The organism is Peribacillus sp. V2I11 (assembly GCF_030817135.1).
In the GTDB taxonomy this organism is placed as follows: domain Bacteria; phylum Bacillota; class Bacilli; order Bacillales; family DSM-1321; genus Peribacillus; species Peribacillus simplex.
This window is the reverse complement of sequence record NZ_JAUSYW010000001.1, coordinates 2,066,925-2,086,204: the sequence shown is the minus strand read 5'-3', so window position 1 is coordinate 2,086,204 and position 19,280 is coordinate 2,066,925. Positions and strand designations below refer to the sequence as shown.

Sequence of the window (19,280 nt, the reverse complement as noted above, 5' to 3'; positions counted from 1 at the left end):
TTCAAATAGGAAAGACAAACATCACGATGTGATGGATTCTTTCTGCTTTGTTCCTTGAAAACTAGATAATAGATAGAAGGCAATTAATTTTTTTCAAAGCATCTGTAAGATCTTTTTTAACGGTTAAGTTAGAAAGGGCGCACGGTGGATGCCTTGGCACTAGGAGCCGATGAAGGACGGGACTAACACCGATATGCTTCGGGGAGCTGTAAGTAAGCTTTGATCCGGAGATTTCCGAATGGGGAAACCCACTGTTCGTAATGGAACAGTATCTTTACCTGAATACATAGGGTACTGAAGGCAGACCCGGGGAACTGAAACATCTAAGTACCCGGAGGAAGAGAAAGCAAATGCGATTTCCTGAGTAGCGGCGAGCGAAACGGAATTAGCCCAAACCAAGAGGCTTGCCTCTTGGGGTTGTAGGACACTCAACATGGAGTTACAAAGGAACGGGGTAAATGAAGCGATCTGGAAAGATCCGTCGAAGAAGGTAAAAACCCTGTAGTTGAAACTTCGTTCCCTCCTGAGTGGATCCTGAGTACGGCGGGACACGAGAAATCCCGTCGGAAGCAGGGAGGACCATCTCCCAAGGCTAAATACTCCCTAGTGACCGATAGTGAACCAGTACCGTGAGGGAAAGGTGAAAAGCACCCCGGAAGGGGAGTGAAATAGATCCTGAAACCGTGTGCCTACAAGTAGTCAAAGCCCGTTAATGGGTAATGGCGTGCCTTTTGTAGAATGAACCGGCGAGTTACGATTTCATGCGAGGTTAAGTTGATGAGACGGAGCCGCAGCGAAAGCGAGTCTGAATAGGGCGAATGAGTATGAGGTCGTAGACCCGAAACCAGGTGATCTACCCATGTCCAGGGTGAAGTTCAGGTAACACTGAATGGAGGCCCGAACCCACGCACGTTGAAAAGTGCGGGGATGAGGTGTGGGTAGCGGAGAAATTCCAATCGAACCTGGAGATAGCTGGTTCTCTCCGAAATAGCTTTAGGGCTAGCCTCAAGATGAGAGTATTGGAGGTAGAGCACTGATTGGACTAGGGGCCCCCAACGGGTTACCGAATTCAGTCAAACTCCGAATGCCAAATACTTATTCTTGGGAGTCAGACTGCGAGTGATAAGATCCGTAGTCGAAAGGGAAACAGCCCAGACCACCAGCTAAGGTCCCAAAGTATACGTTAAGTGGAAAAGGATGTGGAGTTGCTTAGACAACCAGGATGTTGGCTTAGAAGCAGCCACCATTTAAAGAGTGCGTAATAGCTCACTGGTCGAGTGACTCCGCGCCGAAAATGTACCGGGGCTAAACGTATCACCGAAGCTGTGGATTGACACCATTAGGTGTCGATGGTAGGAGAGCGTTCTAAGGGCGTTGAAGTCAGACCGGAAGGACTGGTGGAGCGCTTAGAAGTGAGAATGCCGGTATGAGTAGCGAAAGAAGGGTGAGAATCCCTTCCACCGAATGCCTAAGGTTTCCTGAGGAAGGCTCGTCCGCTCAGGGTTAGTCGGGACCTAAGCCGAGGCCGAAAGGCGTAGGCGATGGACAACAGGTTGATATTCCTGTACCACCTATACATCGTTTGAACGATGGGGGGACGCAGAAGGATAGGGTAAGCGCGCTGTTGGATATGCGCGTCCAAGCAGTTAGGCCGGAAACGAGGCAAATCCCGTTTCCATTAAGGCGGAGCTGTGATGGCGAGGGAAATATAGTACCGAAGTTCCTGATTCCACGCTGCCAAGAAAAGCCTCTAGTGAGATGTAAGGTGCCCGTACCGCAAACCGACACAGGTAGGCGAGGAGAGAATCCTAAGGTGTGCGAGAGAACTCTCGTTAAGGAACTCGGCAAAATGACCCCGTAACTTCGGGAGAAGGGGTGCTTTTTAGGGTGAATAGCCCAGAAAAGCCGCAGTGAATAGGCCCAGGCGACTGTTTAGCAAAAACACAGGTCTCTGCGAAGCCGCAAGGCGAAGTATAGGGGCTGACACCTGCCCGGTGCTGGAAGGTTAAGGGGAGAGGTTAGCGCAAGCGAAGCTTTGAACCGAAGCCCCAGTAAACGGCGGCCGTAACTATAACGGTCCTAAGGTAGCGAAATTCCTTGTCGGGTAAGTTCCGACCCGCACGAAAGGTGTAACGATCTGGGCACTGTCTCAACGAGAGACTCGGTGAAATTATAGTACCTGTGAAGATGCAGGTTACCCGCGACAGGACGGAAAGACCCCGTGGAGCTTTACTGCAGCCTGATATTGAATTTTGGTACAGCTTGTACAGGATAGGTAGGAGCCTGAGAAGCCGGAGCGCTAGCTTCGGTGGAGGCGTTGGTGGGATACTACCCTGGCTGTATTGAAATTCTAACCCGCGCCCCTTATCGGGGTGGGAGACAGTGTCAGGTGGGCAGTTTGACTGGGGCGGTCGCCTCCTAAAGAGTAACGGAGGCGCCCAAAGGTTCCCTCAGAATGGTTGGAAATCATTCGTAGAGTGTAAAGGCACAAGGGAGCTTGACTGCGAGACCTACAAGTCGAGCAGGGACGAAAGTCGGGCTTAGTGATCCGGTGGTTCCGCATGGAAGGGCCATCGCTCAACGGATAAAAGCTACCCCGGGGATAACAGGCTTATCTCCCCCAAGAGTCCACATCGACGGGGAGGTTTGGCACCTCGATGTCGGCTCATCGCATCCTGGGGCTGTAGTCGGTCCCAAGGGTTGGGCTGTTCGCCCATTAAAGCGGTACGCGAGCTGGGTTCAGAACGTCGTGAGACAGTTCGGTCCCTATCCGTCGCGGGCGCAGGAAATTTGAGAGGAGCTGTCCTTAGTACGAGAGGACCGGGATGGACGCACCGCTGGTGTACCAGTTGTCTTGCCAAAGGCATAGCTGGGTAGCTACGTGCGGACGGGATAAGTGCTGAAAGCATCTAAGCATGAAGCCCCCCTCAAGATGAGATTTCCCATGGCGCAAGCTAGTAAGATCCCTGAAAGATGATCAGGTTGATAGGTCAGAGGTGGAAGCGTGGCGACATGTGGAGCTGACTGATACTAATAGATCGAGGACTTAACCAACGCTTTAAAAAAATGAAATACCTTCTTATTATCTAGTTTTGAAGGAACAACGTTCCTTTCATGTTTGGTGGCGATAGCGAAGAGGTCACACCCGTTCCCATTCCGAACACGGCAGTTAAGCTCTTCAGCGCCGATGGTAGTTGGGGGTTTCCCCCTGTGAGAGTAGGACGCCGCCAAGCCATTTAAAAGATCAGCCATCCGGCTGGTCTTTTTTGTGTTCATAAGGTCATGAAAAAAGATCGCTGTTTTCGCATACAATGTTGCTTTCTTGACCACATAATAAAAGACTGTTTTACACGGTCTTGCCCGTTATTTGATTTCTCTTCATAATGAATGTGATGCTTGGTATCCTGTATTGGATCATCTTGTTGTATATCGTCACCTTTAATCCCCATTGTGACGTCATCATAAGGTGTGTATCTATTTGAAGGCGTCGATTTCTTTTTAATCAGCCGATAACAAACAAAGGCTATTGATACCTTCAGATCTGTACAACTAATGTGTGTATTTTCCTTTAGCAAAACGGACCTTTGAGACCATTCTTGATCTAACTTTGAGAAAAAGAATTATTTATTGTGAAATGTGTTGACTTTATGGTAGGAAAGGATTAATATAAATAAGCACCAACTAAGACAAACGAAAAACTTCATCACTTTTGGCTGATAGTTGAAAGAAAAAATAACTATTGACTTCTTACTATGAAAATGATAAGATGAAATGGTCGCTGAAAAACACAGCGATTTAAAATAAGTTAAAAACTTCGCAGAAGTTGACAACTAATCAATAAGATGTTATGATGAATAAACAGCCGTTCGAAAGAACGATTGTGAAAATTGCTCTTTGAAAACTGAACAAAACAAAGCGCCAACGTTAAATTTTAAGTGAGCACACACTATAAAAAAAGCAAATGAGCAAGTCAAACATTTCTTCGGAGAGTTTGATCCTGGCTCAGGACGAACGCTGGCGGCGTGCCTAATACATGCAAGTCGAGCGAATCGATGGGAGCTTGCTCCCTGAGATTAGCGGCGGACGGGTGAGTAACACGTGGGCAACCTGCCTATAAGACTGGGATAACTTCGGGAAACCGGAGCTAATACCGGATACGTTCTTTTCTCGCATGAGAGAAGATGGAAAGACGGTTTACGCTGTCACTTATAGATGGGCCCGCGGCGCATTAGCTAGTTGGTGAGGTAATGGCTCACCAAGGCGACGATGCGTAGCCGACCTGAGAGGGTGATCGGCCACACTGGGACTGAGACACGGCCCAGACTCCTACGGGAGGCAGCAGTAGGGAATCTTCCGCAATGGACGAAAGTCTGACGGAGCAACGCCGCGTGAACGAAGAAGGCCTTCGGGTCGTAAAGTTCTGTTGTTAGGGAAGAACAAGTACCAGAGTAACTGCTGGTACCTTGACGGTACCTAACCAGAAAGCCACGGCTAACTACGTGCCAGCAGCCGCGGTAATACGTAGGTGGCAAGCGTTGTCCGGAATTATTGGGCGTAAAGCGCGCGCAGGTGGTTCCTTAAGTCTGATGTGAAAGCCCACGGCTCAACCGTGGAGGGTCATTGGAAACTGGGGAACTTGAGTGCAGAAGAGGAAAGTGGAATTCCAAGTGTAGCGGTGAAATGCGTAGAGATTTGGAGGAACACCAGTGGCGAAGGCGACTTTCTGGTCTGTAACTGACACTGAGGCGCGAAAGCGTGGGGAGCAAACAGGATTAGATACCCTGGTAGTCCACGCCGTAAACGATGAGTGCTAAGTGTTAGAGGGTTTCCGCCCTTTAGTGCTGCAGCTAACGCATTAAGCACTCCGCCTGGGGAGTACGGCCGCAAGGCTGAAACTCAAAGGAATTGACGGGGGCCCGCACAAGCGGTGGAGCATGTGGTTTAATTCGAAGCAACGCGAAGAACCTTACCAGGTCTTGACATCCTCTGACAACCCTAGAGATAGGGCTTTCCCCTTCGGGGGACAGAGTGACAGGTGGTGCATGGTTGTCGTCAGCTCGTGTCGTGAGATGTTGGGTTAAGTCCCGCAACGAGCGCAACCCTTGATCTTAGTTGCCAGCATTCAGTTGGGCACTCTAAGGTGACTGCCGGTGACAAACCGGAGGAAGGTGGGGATGACGTCAAATCATCATGCCCCTTATGACCTGGGCTACACACGTGCTACAATGGATGGTACAAAGGGCTGCAAACCTGCGAAGGTAAGCGAATCCCATAAAGCCATTCTCAGTTCGGATTGTAGGCTGCAACTCGCCTACATGAAGCCGGAATCGCTAGTAATCGCGGATCAGCATGCCGCGGTGAATACGTTCCCGGGCCTTGTACACACCGCCCGTCACACCACGAGAGTTTGTAACACCCGAAGTCGGTGAGGTAACCTTCATGGAGCCAGCCGCCTAAGGTGGGACAGATGATTGGGGTGAAGTCGTAACAAGGTAGCCGTATCGGAAGGTGCGGCTGGATCACCTCCTTTCTAAGGATAATTACGAGAGCGCTTTTGTTTTGTTCAGTTTTGAATGAGTGATTCATTCAAATAGGAAAGACAAACATCACGATGTGATGGATTCTTTCTGCTTTGTTCCTTGAAAACTAGATAATAGATAGAAGGCAATTAATTTTTTTCAAAGCATCTGTAAGATCTTTTTTAACGGTTAAGTTAGAAAGGGCGCACGGTGGATGCCTTGGCACTAGGAGCCGATGAAGGACGGGACTAACACCGATATGCTTCGGGGAGCTGTAAGTAAGCTTTGATCCGGAGATTTCCGAATGGGGAAACCCACTGTTCGTAATGGAACAGTATCTTTACCTGAATACATAGGGTACTGAAGGCAGACCCGGGGAACTGAAACATCTAAGTACCCGGAGGAAGAGAAAGCAAATGCGATTTCCTGAGTAGCGGCGAGCGAAACGGAATTAGCCCAAACCAAGAGGCTTGCCTCTTGGGGTTGTAGGACACTCAACATGGAGTTACAAAGGAACGGGGTAAATGAAGCGATCTGGAAAGATCCGTCGAAGAAGGTAAAAACCCTGTAGTTGAAACTTCGTTCCCTCCTGAGTGGATCCTGAGTACGGCGGGACACGAGAAATCCCGTCGGAAGCAGGGAGGACCATCTCCCAAGGCTAAATACTCCCTAGTGACCGATAGTGAACCAGTACCGTGAGGGAAAGGTGAAAAGCACCCCGGAAGGGGAGTGAAATAGATCCTGAAACCGTGTGCCTACAAGTAGTCAAAGCCCGTTAATGGGTAATGGCGTGCCTTTTGTAGAATGAACCGGCGAGTTACGATTTCATGCGAGGTTAAGTTGATGAGACGGAGCCGCAGCGAAAGCGAGTCTGAATAGGGCGAATGAGTATGAGGTCGTAGACCCGAAACCAGGTGATCTACCCATGTCCAGGGTGAAGTTCAGGTAACACTGAATGGAGGCCCGAACCCACGCACGTTGAAAAGTGCGGGGATGAGGTGTGGGTAGCGGAGAAATTCCAATCGAACCTGGAGATAGCTGGTTCTCTCCGAAATAGCTTTAGGGCTAGCCTCAAGATGAGAGTATTGGAGGTAGAGCACTGATTGGACTAGGGGCCCCCAACGGGTTACCGAATTCAGTCAAACTCCGAATGCCAAATACTTATTCTTGGGAGTCAGACTGCGAGTGATAAGATCCGTAGTCGAAAGGGAAACAGCCCAGACCACCAGCTAAGGTCCCAAAGTATACGTTAAGTGGAAAAGGATGTGGAGTTGCTTAGACAACCAGGATGTTGGCTTAGAAGCAGCCACCATTTAAAGAGTGCGTAATAGCTCACTGGTCGAGTGACTCCGCGCCGAAAATGTACCGGGGCTAAACGTATCACCGAAGCTGTGGATTGACACCATTAGGTGTCGATGGTAGGAGAGCGTTCTAAGGGCGTTGAAGTCAGACCGGAAGGACTGGTGGAGCGCTTAGAAGTGAGAATGCCGGTATGAGTAGCGAAAGAAGGGTGAGAATCCCTTCCACCGAATGCCTAAGGTTTCCTGAGGAAGGCTCGTCCGCTCAGGGTTAGTCGGGACCTAAGCCGAGGCCGAAAGGCGTAGGCGATGGACAACAGGTTGATATTCCTGTACCACCTATACATCGTTTGAACGATGGGGGGACGCAGAAGGATAGGGTAAGCGCGCTGTTGGATATGCGCGTCCAAGCAGTTAGGCCGGAAACGAGGCAAATCCCGTTTCCATTAAGGCGGAGCTGTGATGGCGAGGGAAATATAGTACCGAAGTTCCTGATTCCACGCTGCCAAGAAAAGCCTCTAGTGAGATGTAAGGTGCCCGTACCGCAAACCGACACAGGTAGGCGAGGAGAGAATCCTAAGGTGTGCGAGAGAACTCTCGTTAAGGAACTCGGCAAAATGACCCCGTAACTTCGGGAGAAGGGGTGCTTTTTAGGGTGAATAGCCCAGAAAAGCCGCAGTGAATAGGCCCAGGCGACTGTTTAGCAAAAACACAGGTCTCTGCGAAGCCGCAAGGCGAAGTATAGGGGCTGACACCTGCCCGGTGCTGGAAGGTTAAGGGGAGAGGTTAGCGCAAGCGAAGCTTTGAACCGAAGCCCCAGTAAACGGCGGCCGTAACTATAACGGTCCTAAGGTAGCGAAATTCCTTGTCGGGTAAGTTCCGACCCGCACGAAAGGTGTAACGATCTGGGCACTGTCTCAACGAGAGACTCGGTGAAATTATAGTACCTGTGAAGATGCAGGTTACCCGCGACAGGACGGAAAGACCCCGTGGAGCTTTACTGCAGCCTGATATTGAATTTTGGTACAGCTTGTACAGGATAGGTAGGAGCCTGAGAAGCCGGAGCGCTAGCTTCGGTGGAGGCGTTGGTGGGATACTACCCTGGCTGTATTGAAATTCTAACCCGCGCCCCTTATCGGGGTGGGAGACAGTGTCAGGTGGGCAGTTTGACTGGGGCGGTCGCCTCCTAAAGAGTAACGGAGGCGCCCAAAGGTTCCCTCAGAATGGTTGGAAATCATTCGTAGAGTGTAAAGGCACAAGGGAGCTTGACTGCGAGACCTACAAGTCGAGCAGGGACGAAAGTCGGGCTTAGTGATCCGGTGGTTCCGCATGGAAGGGCCATCGCTCAACGGATAAAAGCTACCCCGGGGATAACAGGCTTATCTCCCCCAAGAGTCCACATCGACGGGGAGGTTTGGCACCTCGATGTCGGCTCATCGCATCCTGGGGCTGTAGTCGGTCCCAAGGGTTGGGCTGTTCGCCCATTAAAGCGGTACGCGAGCTGGGTTCAGAACGTCGTGAGACAGTTCGGTCCCTATCCGTCGCGGGCGCAGGAAATTTGAGAGGAGCTGTCCTTAGTACGAGAGGACCGGGATGGACGCACCGCTGGTGTACCAGTTGTCTTGCCAAAGGCATAGCTGGGTAGCTACGTGCGGACGGGATAAGTGCTGAAAGCATCTAAGCATGAAGCCCCCCTCAAGATGAGATTTCCCATGGCGCAAGCTAGTAAGATCCCTGAAAGATGATCAGGTTGATAGGTCAGAGGTGGAAGCGTGGCGACATGTGGAGCTGACTGATACTAATAGATCGAGGACTTAACCAACGCTTTTAAAAAAATGAAATACCTTCTTATTATCTAGTTTTGAAGGAACAACGTTCCTTTCATGTTTGGTGGCGATAGCGAAGAGGTCACACCCGTTCCCATTCCGAACACGGCAGTTAAGCTCTTCAGCGCCGATGGTAGTTGGGGGTTTCCCCCTGTGAGAGTAGGACGCCGCCAAGCCATTTCAAAGATCAGCCATCCGGCTGGTCTTTTTTTGAGGTTGTTATTCCTACAATATCTTTTTATTTAAAACTGTTAAAAAAAGTTGGGACTCAAAAGGACCATAAAGAAAGTTATATGCAGTATAAATGGTAAGATATACTATAAATGCATCTGAATTTCTACAGCTATCGGTATTTTCCATATCTGTTTAAGACAAAGGGATAGAATTCTTCGTTTCTGTAGGGATATATGTTAAACTTAACGTAGTTCTGAAACTGTCATTGGGGGAATAGCCGATGGATACCTCTGCTAAAGATGAAATGATTTTTTCGTTTGCTGAATGGTTGAGAGACCAAGGCAAATCAGCTAATACGATCAAAACGTATACTGGTGTCCTTTCACAGTTTTGTGACCAGACACAAAAGATATTGATGGAGATTCATTCTGAAGATGTTCAGGGTTATCTTGATTATTTAGAAAATTGCAAGAAAAGCCCAGGAACAATCGAAAAACACTATATCGCCCTAAATGTTTTCTTTAAATTTTTAGGCAAACCGCAAGTAATGCTTCCTGTTGAACGTAAGGTTAAGGAGCACAAGCTTGAGGTACCTGAAACTTTAAGCATAAATGAGCAGCAGATCCTGTTAAGGGATATAGAAGCAGAAGGAAATCTAAGGAACATTGCCATCGTCTACCTTTTGTTACATACTGGAATTCGTGTTTCTGAATTATGTGACTTAAATGGTCGTGACGTCATTATGGAAACAGAGCGAAATTATATACTTGTCAGGAATGCAAAAGGTGAAATCGATAGATCCGTGCCCCTTACACTATTGGCTATACAACATGTAAAAAATTATCTTTATTCTTTAAAGGAAAAAGCAGATCCGTTATTCATCTCAAGCTATAATCAAAGGATCACTCCGAGGTCAGTTCAATATATATTAAAAAAATATAATGTGCATCCACATAAACTGCGACATACTTTTTGCCAAAGGTTAGTGGATAATGGAATAGATATACAAACGATATCCAAGCTTGCCGGTCATAAAGATTTAAACGTAACGAAGCGTTATCTAAAAGAAAAATCGCTGGATCTGGCGAATGCGATAGACCAAACTTTCACTAAACACTAATCTATAGATATTAAAAGGGAAAGCGAGTCCTTTCCCTTTTTTGTATAAATAAGGTTTTAAAAACAAACAAATTTCCTTGGGAATGACGAATAGGACGTATTGTCTTATAAGGCAGGGCATGTTAAAAGAAGATGGAATATAGTTCCATTAAAAGGGGTCCTGAAGTATGAAAGGGCTAATATATTAAGAGCGTATTGATCAATTGTTGAATCAAAAAAGAGGGGATACCTAATATAAGGAATCCCCTCTTTCTTTTTCTTCTTTACTTAACTGTTTTTTTCTTCTTTTTACCTATTTTCATTATAACTTCATATACTACCGGTACTATTACAAGTGTTAGCAATGTAGAACTAACCAGCCCGCCGATAACGGTAATTCCCAAACCTTGTGATATTAATCCACTGCCTTCTGCACCGATTGCAAGAGGTATTAAAGCGCCGATTGTGGCAAGGGCAGTCATCAGGATTGGACGAAGACGGGTGGATCCTGCCTCGAGTAAAGCCTCCCTAGTAGATAGCCCGGATTCTTCATTTTTGATAACACGGTCCACTAATACGATGGCATTGGTTACGACGATGCCTATAAGCATTAGGACACCCATCATTGCTGAAACACTGATGGTCTCACCTGCAACGAATAGCCCTGCCAATGCCCCGATTACCGTAAATGGTAAGGAGAAGAGAATGGCTATTGGTGCTAAACCACCATGGAAAGTAACGACTAGGACGAAGTATACGATAGCAACGGCCGCTAACATAGCGATACCAAGTTGAGTGAATGACTCTTGGATATCTTCCGTCACTCCGCCATAGTCTATAGAGACGCTTGCGGGAAGGTCTAATTTATCAACTTCCTTTTGTATCTCAGCTGTTACTGCTGCTACATCATCCGATTTGATTGTTGCAGACACGTCGGCGTAAATCTTTCCATCGCGGCGGCTGATTGTATCGGAAGCTTTGCCTTCTTCGATTTTCACAAGCTCTTTCAATGGGATTTCCATTCCCATTGGAGAAGGAATTTTCGTATTCTCAAGGTCTTTTTTGTCTTCGAATGTCGTTTCTTCTGTCTCGACATATACTTTGACTTCTTCTCCATCTTTCTTAATCGTAGTTAAAGCATCATCTTTATTCGTATTGGCAATGGACATTCCAATTTGTGCAGCTGTCAGTCCAAGATCGCTTAGCTTTTCCTGGTCTGCAACTAGAGTATATTGCTCATAAGCATCGGAAAGACTAGTATCAACATCTTTTAAATCTTTATTTTTCTTCATGATATTTTGAATATCGTCAATTACCGGTTCAATGTCTTTTTGTGTATTTCCGTATACAAATAGAGTGGTTTCGTTGCTTGCTGTTGACGTGAATTCTTGTTGTTTCCATGTTCCAGGTGAATCAAGTCCAGTTAAATCCTTTATGACCGCTTCTTTTTTGTCCCCGAAATTTTCGGTGTCTTCATCATAGAGTACATAGAAGAGAGCCGAGTTATTCGAGCCGCCCATCATGCCGCTCATCATGCTTTCACCAAGTGTGTATTGAACGGTCTTCACATCGTCTTTATCCATGAAGTATTTTTCTGCTTTTTCTGTTTGCTTTTCAATATCCTCTTTTAACTCTCCAGGTGCGGGAGTGTAAGTGACGATAATCGTTTTCTCTTCATCTGCAGGCATGAAGCTGACACCGATGCTTGGGATTAGGAATAAGCTGCCGACCAATAATACAATGGCTGTACCGAAAGTGATTAACTTATGGTTTAACGACCAATCCAGTGTTTTTCGGTAGAACGCAGATAGTTTGCTTGGTTTTTCTTCATGTGATTGTAATTCTTTTTTAGATAGTCCCTTTTTAAATAAAGAGTCTGCCATTGCCGGTACAAGTGTGATGGCGATTATTAATGAAGCGACTAATGCAAACACCATTGTCAAGGCGAATGGCATGAATAGTTCCCCGACAGGTCCTGTAACGCTTGCTAAAGGCAGGTATACGGCTACAGTAACGATTGTCGATGAAAGGATAGGGATGAACATTTCCTTAGTGGCTGATCGTATTAATTCGCCGCCTTTTAATTGTTCGCCTTTTAAAGCCATTCTCCTATAAATATTTTCAATGACGACAATGGAGTCATCGACGACTCGGCCAATGGCAACGGTCATGGCCCCCAGTGTCATGACATTCAATGAAATATCCATTTGTTTGAGCACCAAAAGGGCGGCTAACAAGGATAATGGAATCGAAATGACGGAAATGAGAGTCGTTTTAAAGTTCCTAAGGAACAGCGTGATAACAATGACGGCAAACAGACAGCCGAAGAGCGCCTTGCTGATCATGGTTTCAACAGAATCTTTAATCGGTTGAGCTTGATCAAGCGTAGTGTGTACACTTACGCCTTTAAATTCTTCTTTGAAATTCGATACTTCTTCTTTTACTTCGTCTACGATTGCAACTGTATCGGCATCAGGCGATCTTGTAACTTGAATCCCAATCGATTCGCTACCGTTTGTTCTTGAAATCGATTCAGCTTTACCGGTGATTTTAACATCGGCTATGTCTGATAATTTGACATTTTGCAATTGGGCAGCACCCGTTTCCATTCCAGGAGATAATTGATTGGTTTCGGGTACGGTTTGTGCTGGCGTTCCTGTTTGAGAGCCGCCGGATAAAGGTATCTTTATATTTTTCAGGTCTTTTAATGTGGAGATGTTTCCATCCACAACGATCGTTTTTTCTTTATCATCAAAGTTATATATGCCAAGCGGCATGTTGACGTTTGCGGCCTGGATAACCTTCTTTACGGTATCTTCATCGAGCCCGTATTGAGCCATCCTTTCTTGGTCGAATACAAGGCTGCCTTCATTTACTTGTTGTCCGGAAATTGATACGGATGTCACGCCGTCAATTCCTTCAAGTTTAGGTACTAACACATCTTCAACATTTTTTGTTAGAGCTGGTAAATCCGAACCCTTATCTGTTACACTGAGTGCGACGACAGGAAAAGCGTTTAATTCTAATTTAGATACGCTTGGGTCATCCACTCCCTCAGGCAGTTCTAATTTCTCTAAAGCTTCTTTCACTTCTTTTACTGCATCGTCCATATCCGTATCATAATCATATTGTAATTGGATGGAAGAGACATTAGCCATGGACGAAGAACTGACTAATTCGACTCCTGGCAAATTTGTTACTTTCTGCTCTATCTGGTCTGTGAGTTTATCTGCTACTTCTTCAGGTGCAGCTCCAGGATATACAGTGGAGATGCTTATTAAAGGAGTCGAGATGCTTGGAATGGTTTCTTGTTTCATGTTTATACCGGAGTATAAACCAGCTGCTACGATGATGATCGTAAGCAACCAGATTGCCAATTTATTCTTTAATGAAAATTTAATTATTGAATTCAAGCTTGTGCCCTCCATACATAAAATTATGACCAGTCGGTCATAGACTCAAATATATAGTATATGGATTATGAATGCAACAGATAATATTCGTTAGTATTTACGTTGTGATTTCAAGGGTTTTGGGATACAATCTGGAAGATGTGACCCACTGGTCATAGACGGACAATTTTAAGAGATAGGATGAATTGGATGAAAGAAAAAAATAAGATGATCATAGATAAGTCTGTAGAGCTTTTCGCGGAAAAAGGATATCATGCTACTTCCGTTCAGGAAATTGCTGAAAAATGTGGGATAGCAAAGGGGTCTTTTTATAATTATTTTAAATCGAAGGAAGAATTACTAGTCTCCATTTTCAAATTTTATTATGAAGCGTTGACGGACTCATTACTTGATCTTGAACTGGATGCTTCATTGTCCAGTAAAGACAAATTCATGAGGCAAATCACTGTTCATATTGAGCATATGACGGGAAATACCAACTTGATTCAAATGATGATGCAGGAACAAATGGTTCATATCAGCAAAGAACTAGATGGATTTTTACATTATATCCATGAAGAGGGCTTGATTTGGTTCAAGCGTAAAATCATTGAGTTGTACCCGGGACTTTCGGCTGATCTTCTGCCGGATTGCACCATAATTTTAGATTCCCTTTTCAAAGGATATATCGGAATATTGATCAGGAAACAAAATGCTTTCGATGTGGAATTGTTACCTAGCTTCATATTGAACCGGATGGATTCCATTATCGCAAGCCTGCAGAACATGGAAGATCCATTATTGAAACAATTTCCCCTACCAGGATGTTCGATCCGGGATATGAGCCCAAAAGAAGAAATCCATTCGATTATCGTCAGGATGCTGGAAGTGGAAACACGTAAAGAAGAGGGAATGGAAACAAGTAAAAATACGGAAGCTTTAAAGGCGATCCAGGAAGAGTTTTCAAAAGTTAGGCCAAGCCCCATCATCTTGGAAAGCCTTTTGCTGTTTTTGGAGAAAAATGAAAAAAGAAGTCCCTTGTGTTCAAAGCTTATCTTAATGATGAAGGATTACTTGACGAATATATGAAGGCTTTACCGAAAGGGGCGTATAGCCTCTTTTTTTCATTTAAATCTTAATGAGTTTCAAAAGCGTGGGCTTAGGAAAAAGTATAAGTGATGGGAAGAAGATAATTCTTTCAATAATATGGGGGTTAAATCATACGATGGAAAAAGGGAATGCTGATTTATAATGAAAATGCCGGGAATGGTAAACTCGAAAGGAACCTTGAGGGGTGTCTACCGGTAATAGCTCCACATATTGACGAGTTCCTCATTCTACAAACAAAGGAAAAAGGCGATGCATGCCGTTTTTGTTTGGAATTTGGTGAAGACATGGATGTAGTTTTCGTATTAGGAGGAGATGGAACGGTACATGAGTGTATAAATGGCCTTTCACCACTTCGGAGGCGGCCGTTGTTTGGAATTTTACCTGGAGGGACTTGCAATGACTTCTCCAGAACCTTAAAGATTCCTCAAAATGTTCGTCAAGCTGCGGAAGCATTAATGGCAAGGTTCGTTCAATTGATATTGGACAGGCCAATAACGACTATTTTTCCAATTTTTGGGGAGTGGGGCTTATTTCAGATGCATCAAGCAATATTGATGAGCAGGAAAAAAGCAGGTTCGGAAAGATAGGATATTTATTAAGTGCTGTAAGGACGATTGGTGAGAATGCTCCCTTTTCCTATAAACTGAAATATGATGGGATGGGAATTTCATTGAAGGGGAAGCAATTATGATTTTGGTATTGAATGGTTGTTTTATCGGCACTAATTTATTGCCCTTTCCCATGGATAGTCCAGACGATGGGCTCTTTGGCGTTGCCATTTTGGAAAATGCAAGCCTTGGTGCATTATTAGAAATAATAGCGCTGAAACGTTCATGGGCTGAAAACTTGAGCTCTGACTCTGGGGTGACTTATTTACATGCCGGTACCCTGACCATTGAAACCAAGATGCCGCTTGATGTGGATATGGATGGAGAGAACTATAGACAAACGCCTGCGCACATTAAAGTCCTTACCCATCATTTGTCAGTATTAACTCCAAATTAGTTTGGGGGATTAAATCTGAAGGGTAAGGATTATGTGTTTTTTTTGTTTATTCATTCCTTATTTCTGCAATTGTTTCCAAAATAAGATAAAATATATGATGATATATCATTTTTTGCAGGAGGACCACATATGGTGTACCAGGTCAGATTGTTAAAAGGCATTTTAGAACCTTATCGGAGTCGTTATCAGCTGCAAAATGCAGAGGCAGTCACAAAGCTTGGATTGAAATTACTATTTTTATATTTTCTTAGTCTTATAGTATTCGCCATTGGGGGATATTTTGGCATTGGTTCAGAATCATTCTCCAAAGAAATCACGAAGATGAGTGTCAATGAATTCGAAGCAGCAAAGTTGCTGATTTTGAGCGGCAATATAATAACAGGCATAATCAACCCTGTCATATACATATTTTTAGCAGCTCTATTCTTTTGGATCGTTACCGATATCCCATATGTAAAATTAGTTATCGTTCAAATGATTCTTTTTGGTTTGCAATTAGTGGAAAAAACATTACTGATTCCTCTATTCGTTTTAATGGATATAGGCAGCGATGCCAATCCTTTTTCATTGGGGATCATCAGTCAATATTTTCTCAGAAGTGATTATTTCATTCACTTTTTCAGCGAAATCACCATTTTTCAATTTCTTATTATTGCTCTGCAATATTTTTATTTAAAGGAATTTTCAGAACGAAATAATTATTTGGTCCTTTTAATGATTGTTCTATACTATCTGGCCACATGGTTTGTTAAAGCCTTTTTAGCATACATCCAAGTAGGCGTATTTGTATAAGGCGGGTGAAAAGAATGAGCGGGAAATGGAAAATAGCAGCTGTCTCGATTGCGTCGATAGTGTTAATAACCGTTAACATATACCTTATTGAAAAAAAAGAAAGCAAAGTGGAGCGAACTGTTTTCGTTGAAAATTGGACAAAGGTAAAAAAAGATACAATTACGGATACTATTCAAACAAATGGGGTAATTAAACCTGTAGAAGAGTATGACATCTATTTCGATACCAAGAAAAATGATTTTAAGAAATTCCTTGTAAAAGAAGGCGATGCGATTACGGCTGGCTCCTCGTTGTTTGAGTATACGACGACCGAACTTGATGCTCTTAAAGCGAATTTGGAAGCGGAGAAAACGGCAGCTGAGGGGGAAATTGCAGGAATTGAGGAATACATAGGGAAGTTGAGGTCTTATCAAGGGAGCCTGGCCAGTGATCCTGGAAAAGCGGCCATTGATGAATCGGTGGAGAAAAACTTGAATATTGATATAACGACAAGCTCTTCAGATCTTATTAAAAGTAGCATTGAGCAAGAAATGTACAAGCAGGAACTAGAAAAAAACAATTTGAATGAAAAAGTGAAAATGCTTGACGCTAAATTAAGTTCAATTGAGGAGCAGTCCAGTGCGATCGTGACGACGAGCGAGGCTGATGGTGTAGTTAAAAATATCAATAAAAACCTGAATAATCCCATAATATCCATTGTTTCTATAAATATGGCAATTGAAGGTAATTTCTCAGAAGAAGAAATGAAAAAGGCTGAAGTGGGCATGACTATAAAAGCAAGTTCCTCTGATTCAAAAAAGGCATTGAATGGAACGATAGGCCGTATCCATTCCTATCCAGCTGAAGAGCCGTCGTTAAAAAAAGATAACAGATTTCCATTTCAGGCTTTAATCGAACCGGAAAGCGAAGAAACGGAACCTTTGTTGGTGGGATCCAAAGTGAATCTTACAGTAATAACCAATGAGAAAGCCGGTGTACCCTCCGTTCCTATAGAGGCGGTTCATTACCAAAAACAGCCACATGTTTACAAATTGACTAAAAAAGGCTATGTGGATAAACATTACATCACAAAAGGGCTTAAGGCTGAAGGAAAGCAAGAAATCATAAAGGGACCGTCGGTAGGTGACGTCATCCTCATGGAGCCGAATGTGGCAGTGAAGAACCATTCTTATTTCATTACTCCAATTCAATTTGAAAAAGTGAAAGCTGCAACTTATAAAAAATTCACCACTAGGGAAAAAGTAAGATATCTGTTACTTGGCATTTTGGAAAAATAACCGCTTCTTTCATCAAGAGAGGTGATGTCAAATTAGTTATTAATTATATATCAATATAACTTATAATGATTAAAAATTGGGAAGAGTAATTATAGATACAATAGTCTTTAATACAGAATATTCAGACATATTTAAATATTTTTTCTAGAACGGATGCGAATAAATATTTACAGATTATCATTTTTAGTATAATATTTTATTATAAGTTAACTCGCTTAATCTTATTCAAGAACGGGGGACCCATTTTTGTGGATTTTTCCGCTAGGGGTGAATTCAGAAATGAAAGGGCTTTGTGTTTCCAATTCCTAACCCGACAGCTAACCTCGTCAGCGTCTTTAAGGGAACATGTGTGAATATTCACGCCAATAAGAAATCGACACATGAAGTGTCTTTTTTTTCGGCGTAAAGACAGAGTTTTTCAAAAAAAGAAAAATTACTTTCTTTTTATTAGTATCTTGTTTCCCTTACCGAGACAAAAATGTTTTTGCATCAAAGACTTTATGGAAGGTGAGGAAAGTAAATGAAGAAATTCAAATTTAGTTTAGCTAGCCAAATTTTCATTGGTTTAATTTTAGGGATTATCGTTGGTGCCATTTTTTATGGTAATGAGACGGCCCAAAACTTTTTACAGCCATTCGGAGACATTTTCCTACGAATGATTAAAATGATTGTAGTGCCTATCATTGTTTCAAGCCTTATCGTTGCAGTTGCGGGTGTAGGTGATTTGAAAGCGGTAGGTAAACTTGGTGCTAAATCATTATCATACTTTGTTGCGGTAACACTTACTGCGATTGCTGTTGGTTTAATTTCCGCGAATATCATCCAGCCTGGTGCTGGTGTGAATATGAATAATCTGGAACAAACAGATATTTCCACATATGTTGATACTGCAGAAACTAAGCAGCATGAATCGTTCGTAGATACACTCGTTCACATTGTACCATCCAATCCAGTTCAGGCCATGGTAGAAGGCGATATGCTAGCGATCATTTTCTTCTCCGTGTTATTTGGACTTAGTATTGCGGCCATCGGTGAAAAGGGTAAACCAGTATTCCGTTTCTTCCAAGGTACAGCTGAAGGAATGTTCTACCTAACTAATATGGTCATGAAATTCGCTCCTATCGGTGTATTTGCACTAATCGGTGTGACTATCTCCAAATTTGGTTTGGAATCTTTAATTCCGTTAGGAAAGTTAGCGCTTTCTGTTTACGGAACAATGATTTTCTTTGTAATTGTCATTCTGGGTCTTATTGCAAAATTTGTAGGATTCAATATCTTTACGTTGATTAAACTTCTAAAAGAAGAATTGATTCTTGCTTTCTCTACAGCAAGTTCAGAAGCGGTTCTTCCTAAGATCATGGAAAAAATGGAAAAAGCGGGATGTCCGAAACATATTGCTACATTTGTTATTCCGACTGGATATTCTTTTAACCTTGATGGTTCTACATTATATCAAGCGTTAGCAGCTATCTTCATCGCCCAAATGTATGGAATCGATTTAAGCATGTATGAGCAAATTACGCTAATGCTAGTGTTAATGATCACGTCCAAGGGGATTGCGGGTGTACCGGGTGTATCTTTCGTCGTTCTTTTAGCGACATTGGGAACTGTAGGTATTCCTATTGAAGGTCTAGCATTTATTGCCGGTATCGACCGTATTCTTGATATGGGACGTACAGTAGTGAACGTTATCGGTAATTCACTTGCAGCAATCGTCATCTCTAAATGGGAAGGTCAATTCAACCCTCCTTCCAAAAAAGAACTAGAACAAGTTTCTTAATACAAAAAA

General features: G+C 43.8%; 8 protein-coding genes, 5 rRNA genes and 1 riboswitch. Of the genes, 12 read left to right on the top strand and 1 reads right to left on the bottom strand.

Annotated features, from left to right (window positions below; translation table 11 throughout):
* Positions 1–121 precede the first annotated feature (121 nt).
* From QFZ73_RS09930 to QFZ73_RS09905, 6 genes are all read left to right on the top strand, one after another.
* A 23S ribosomal RNA gene (locus QFZ73_RS09930) occupies positions 122–3,054 on the top strand.
* Positions 3,055–3,117: 63 nt separating this feature from the next.
* Positions 3,118–3,233 (top strand): 5S ribosomal RNA (rrf, locus tag QFZ73_RS09925).
* A gap of 746 nt (positions 3,234–3,979) precedes the next feature.
* Positions 3,980–5,530: ribosomal RNA gene (locus tag QFZ73_RS09920) — 16S ribosomal RNA — on the top strand.
* A gap of 176 nt (positions 5,531–5,706) precedes the next feature.
* Positions 5,707–8,639, top strand: a 23S ribosomal RNA gene (locus tag QFZ73_RS09915).
* 64 nt (positions 8,640–8,703) lie between these two features.
* A 5S ribosomal RNA gene (gene rrf / locus QFZ73_RS09910) occupies positions 8,704–8,819 on the top strand.
* Together the 16S, 23S and 5S rRNA genes form the textbook arrangement of a ribosomal RNA operon.
* 278 nt (positions 8,820–9,097) lie before the next feature.
* Positions 9,098–9,937 carry a tyrosine-type recombinase/integrase gene (locus QFZ73_RS09905; protein ID WP_251437427.1) on the top strand — a complete coding sequence of 280 codons (840 nt, stop codon included), beginning with the start codon at positions 9,098–9,100 and terminating at the stop codon, positions 9,935–9,937.
* A 262-nt stretch (positions 9,938–10,199) separates the two neighbouring features.
* On the opposite strand, the gene QFZ73_RS09900 is transcribed toward QFZ73_RS09905, so the two are convergent.
* The gene (locus QFZ73_RS09900; RefSeq protein ID WP_307265768.1) at positions 10,200–13,328 is read right to left on the bottom strand and encodes an efflux RND transporter permease subunit; all 3,129 of its coding nucleotides are present in this window, start codon (positions 13,326–13,328) and stop codon (positions 10,200–10,202) included.
* Positions 13,329–13,517: 189 nt separating this feature from the next.
* Here QFZ73_RS09900 and QFZ73_RS09895 point away from each other — a divergent pair, with 189 nt between their 5' ends.
* The 6 genes from QFZ73_RS09895 (at position 13,518) to QFZ73_RS09870 (ending at position 19,271) form a co-directional block, all read left to right on the top strand.
* Positions 13,518–14,396, top strand: coding sequence for a TetR/AcrR family transcriptional regulator (locus QFZ73_RS09895; RefSeq protein WP_251437424.1), 879 nt, complete (start codon positions 13,518–13,520; stop codon positions 14,394–14,396).
* Between the two features lie 149 nt (positions 14,397–14,545).
* Positions 14,546–15,004, top strand: a complete 459-nt coding sequence (locus QFZ73_RS09890; protein ID WP_307265765.1) for a diacylglycerol kinase family protein — start codon at positions 14,546–14,548, stop codon at positions 15,002–15,004.
* 82 nt (positions 15,005–15,086) lie between these two features.
* On the top strand, positions 15,087–15,422 hold the full coding sequence (locus tag QFZ73_RS09885) for a diacylglycerol/lipid kinase family protein (RefSeq protein ID WP_307272720.1): 336 nt from the start codon (positions 15,087–15,089) through the stop codon (positions 15,420–15,422).
* A 129-nt stretch (positions 15,423–15,551) separates the two neighbouring features.
* Positions 15,552–16,214, top strand: a complete 663-nt coding sequence (locus tag QFZ73_RS09880; RefSeq protein ID WP_307265762.1) for a hypothetical protein — start codon at positions 15,552–15,554, stop codon at positions 16,212–16,214.
* Positions 16,215–16,228: 14 nt separating this feature from the next.
* Complete coding sequence (locus tag QFZ73_RS09875; RefSeq protein WP_307265759.1) at positions 16,229–17,491, top strand: efflux RND transporter periplasmic adaptor subunit; 1,263 nt, start codon at positions 16,229–16,231, stop codon at positions 17,489–17,491.
* 202 nt (positions 17,492–17,693) lie between these two features.
* Positions 17,694–17,838, top strand: a riboswitch (cyclic di-AMP (ydaO/yuaA leader).
* 173 nt (positions 17,839–18,011) lie between these two features.
* The gene (locus tag QFZ73_RS09870) at positions 18,012–19,271 is read left to right on the top strand and encodes a cation:dicarboxylate symporter family transporter (RefSeq protein WP_307265757.1); all 1,260 of its coding nucleotides are present in this window, start codon (positions 18,012–18,014) and stop codon (positions 19,269–19,271) included.
* The last annotated feature ends 9 nt before the right edge of the window (positions 19,272–19,280 follow it).

Bases quoted from the DNA above. Each gene is read 5' to 3' on its own strand.
- QFZ73_RS09905 (WP_251437427.1), top strand. From the start codon at position 9,098: ATGGATACCTCTGCTAAAGATGAAATGATTTTTTCGTTTGCTGAATGG.
- QFZ73_RS09895 (WP_251437424.1), top strand. From the start codon at position 13,518: ATGAAAGAAAAAAATAAGATGATCATAGATAAGTCTGTAGAGCTTTTC.
- QFZ73_RS09890 (WP_307265765.1), top strand. From the start codon at position 14,546: ATGCTGATTTATAATGAAAATGCCGGGAATGGTAAACTCGAAAGGAAC.
- QFZ73_RS09880 (WP_307265762.1), top strand. From the start codon at position 15,552: ATGGTGTACCAGGTCAGATTGTTAAAAGGCATTTTAGAACCTTATCGG.
- QFZ73_RS09875 (WP_307265759.1), top strand. From the start codon at position 16,229: ATGAGCGGGAAATGGAAAATAGCAGCTGTCTCGATTGCGTCGATAGTG.
- QFZ73_RS09870 (WP_307265757.1), top strand. From the start codon at position 18,012: ATGAAGAAATTCAAATTTAGTTTAGCTAGCCAAATTTTCATTGGTTTA.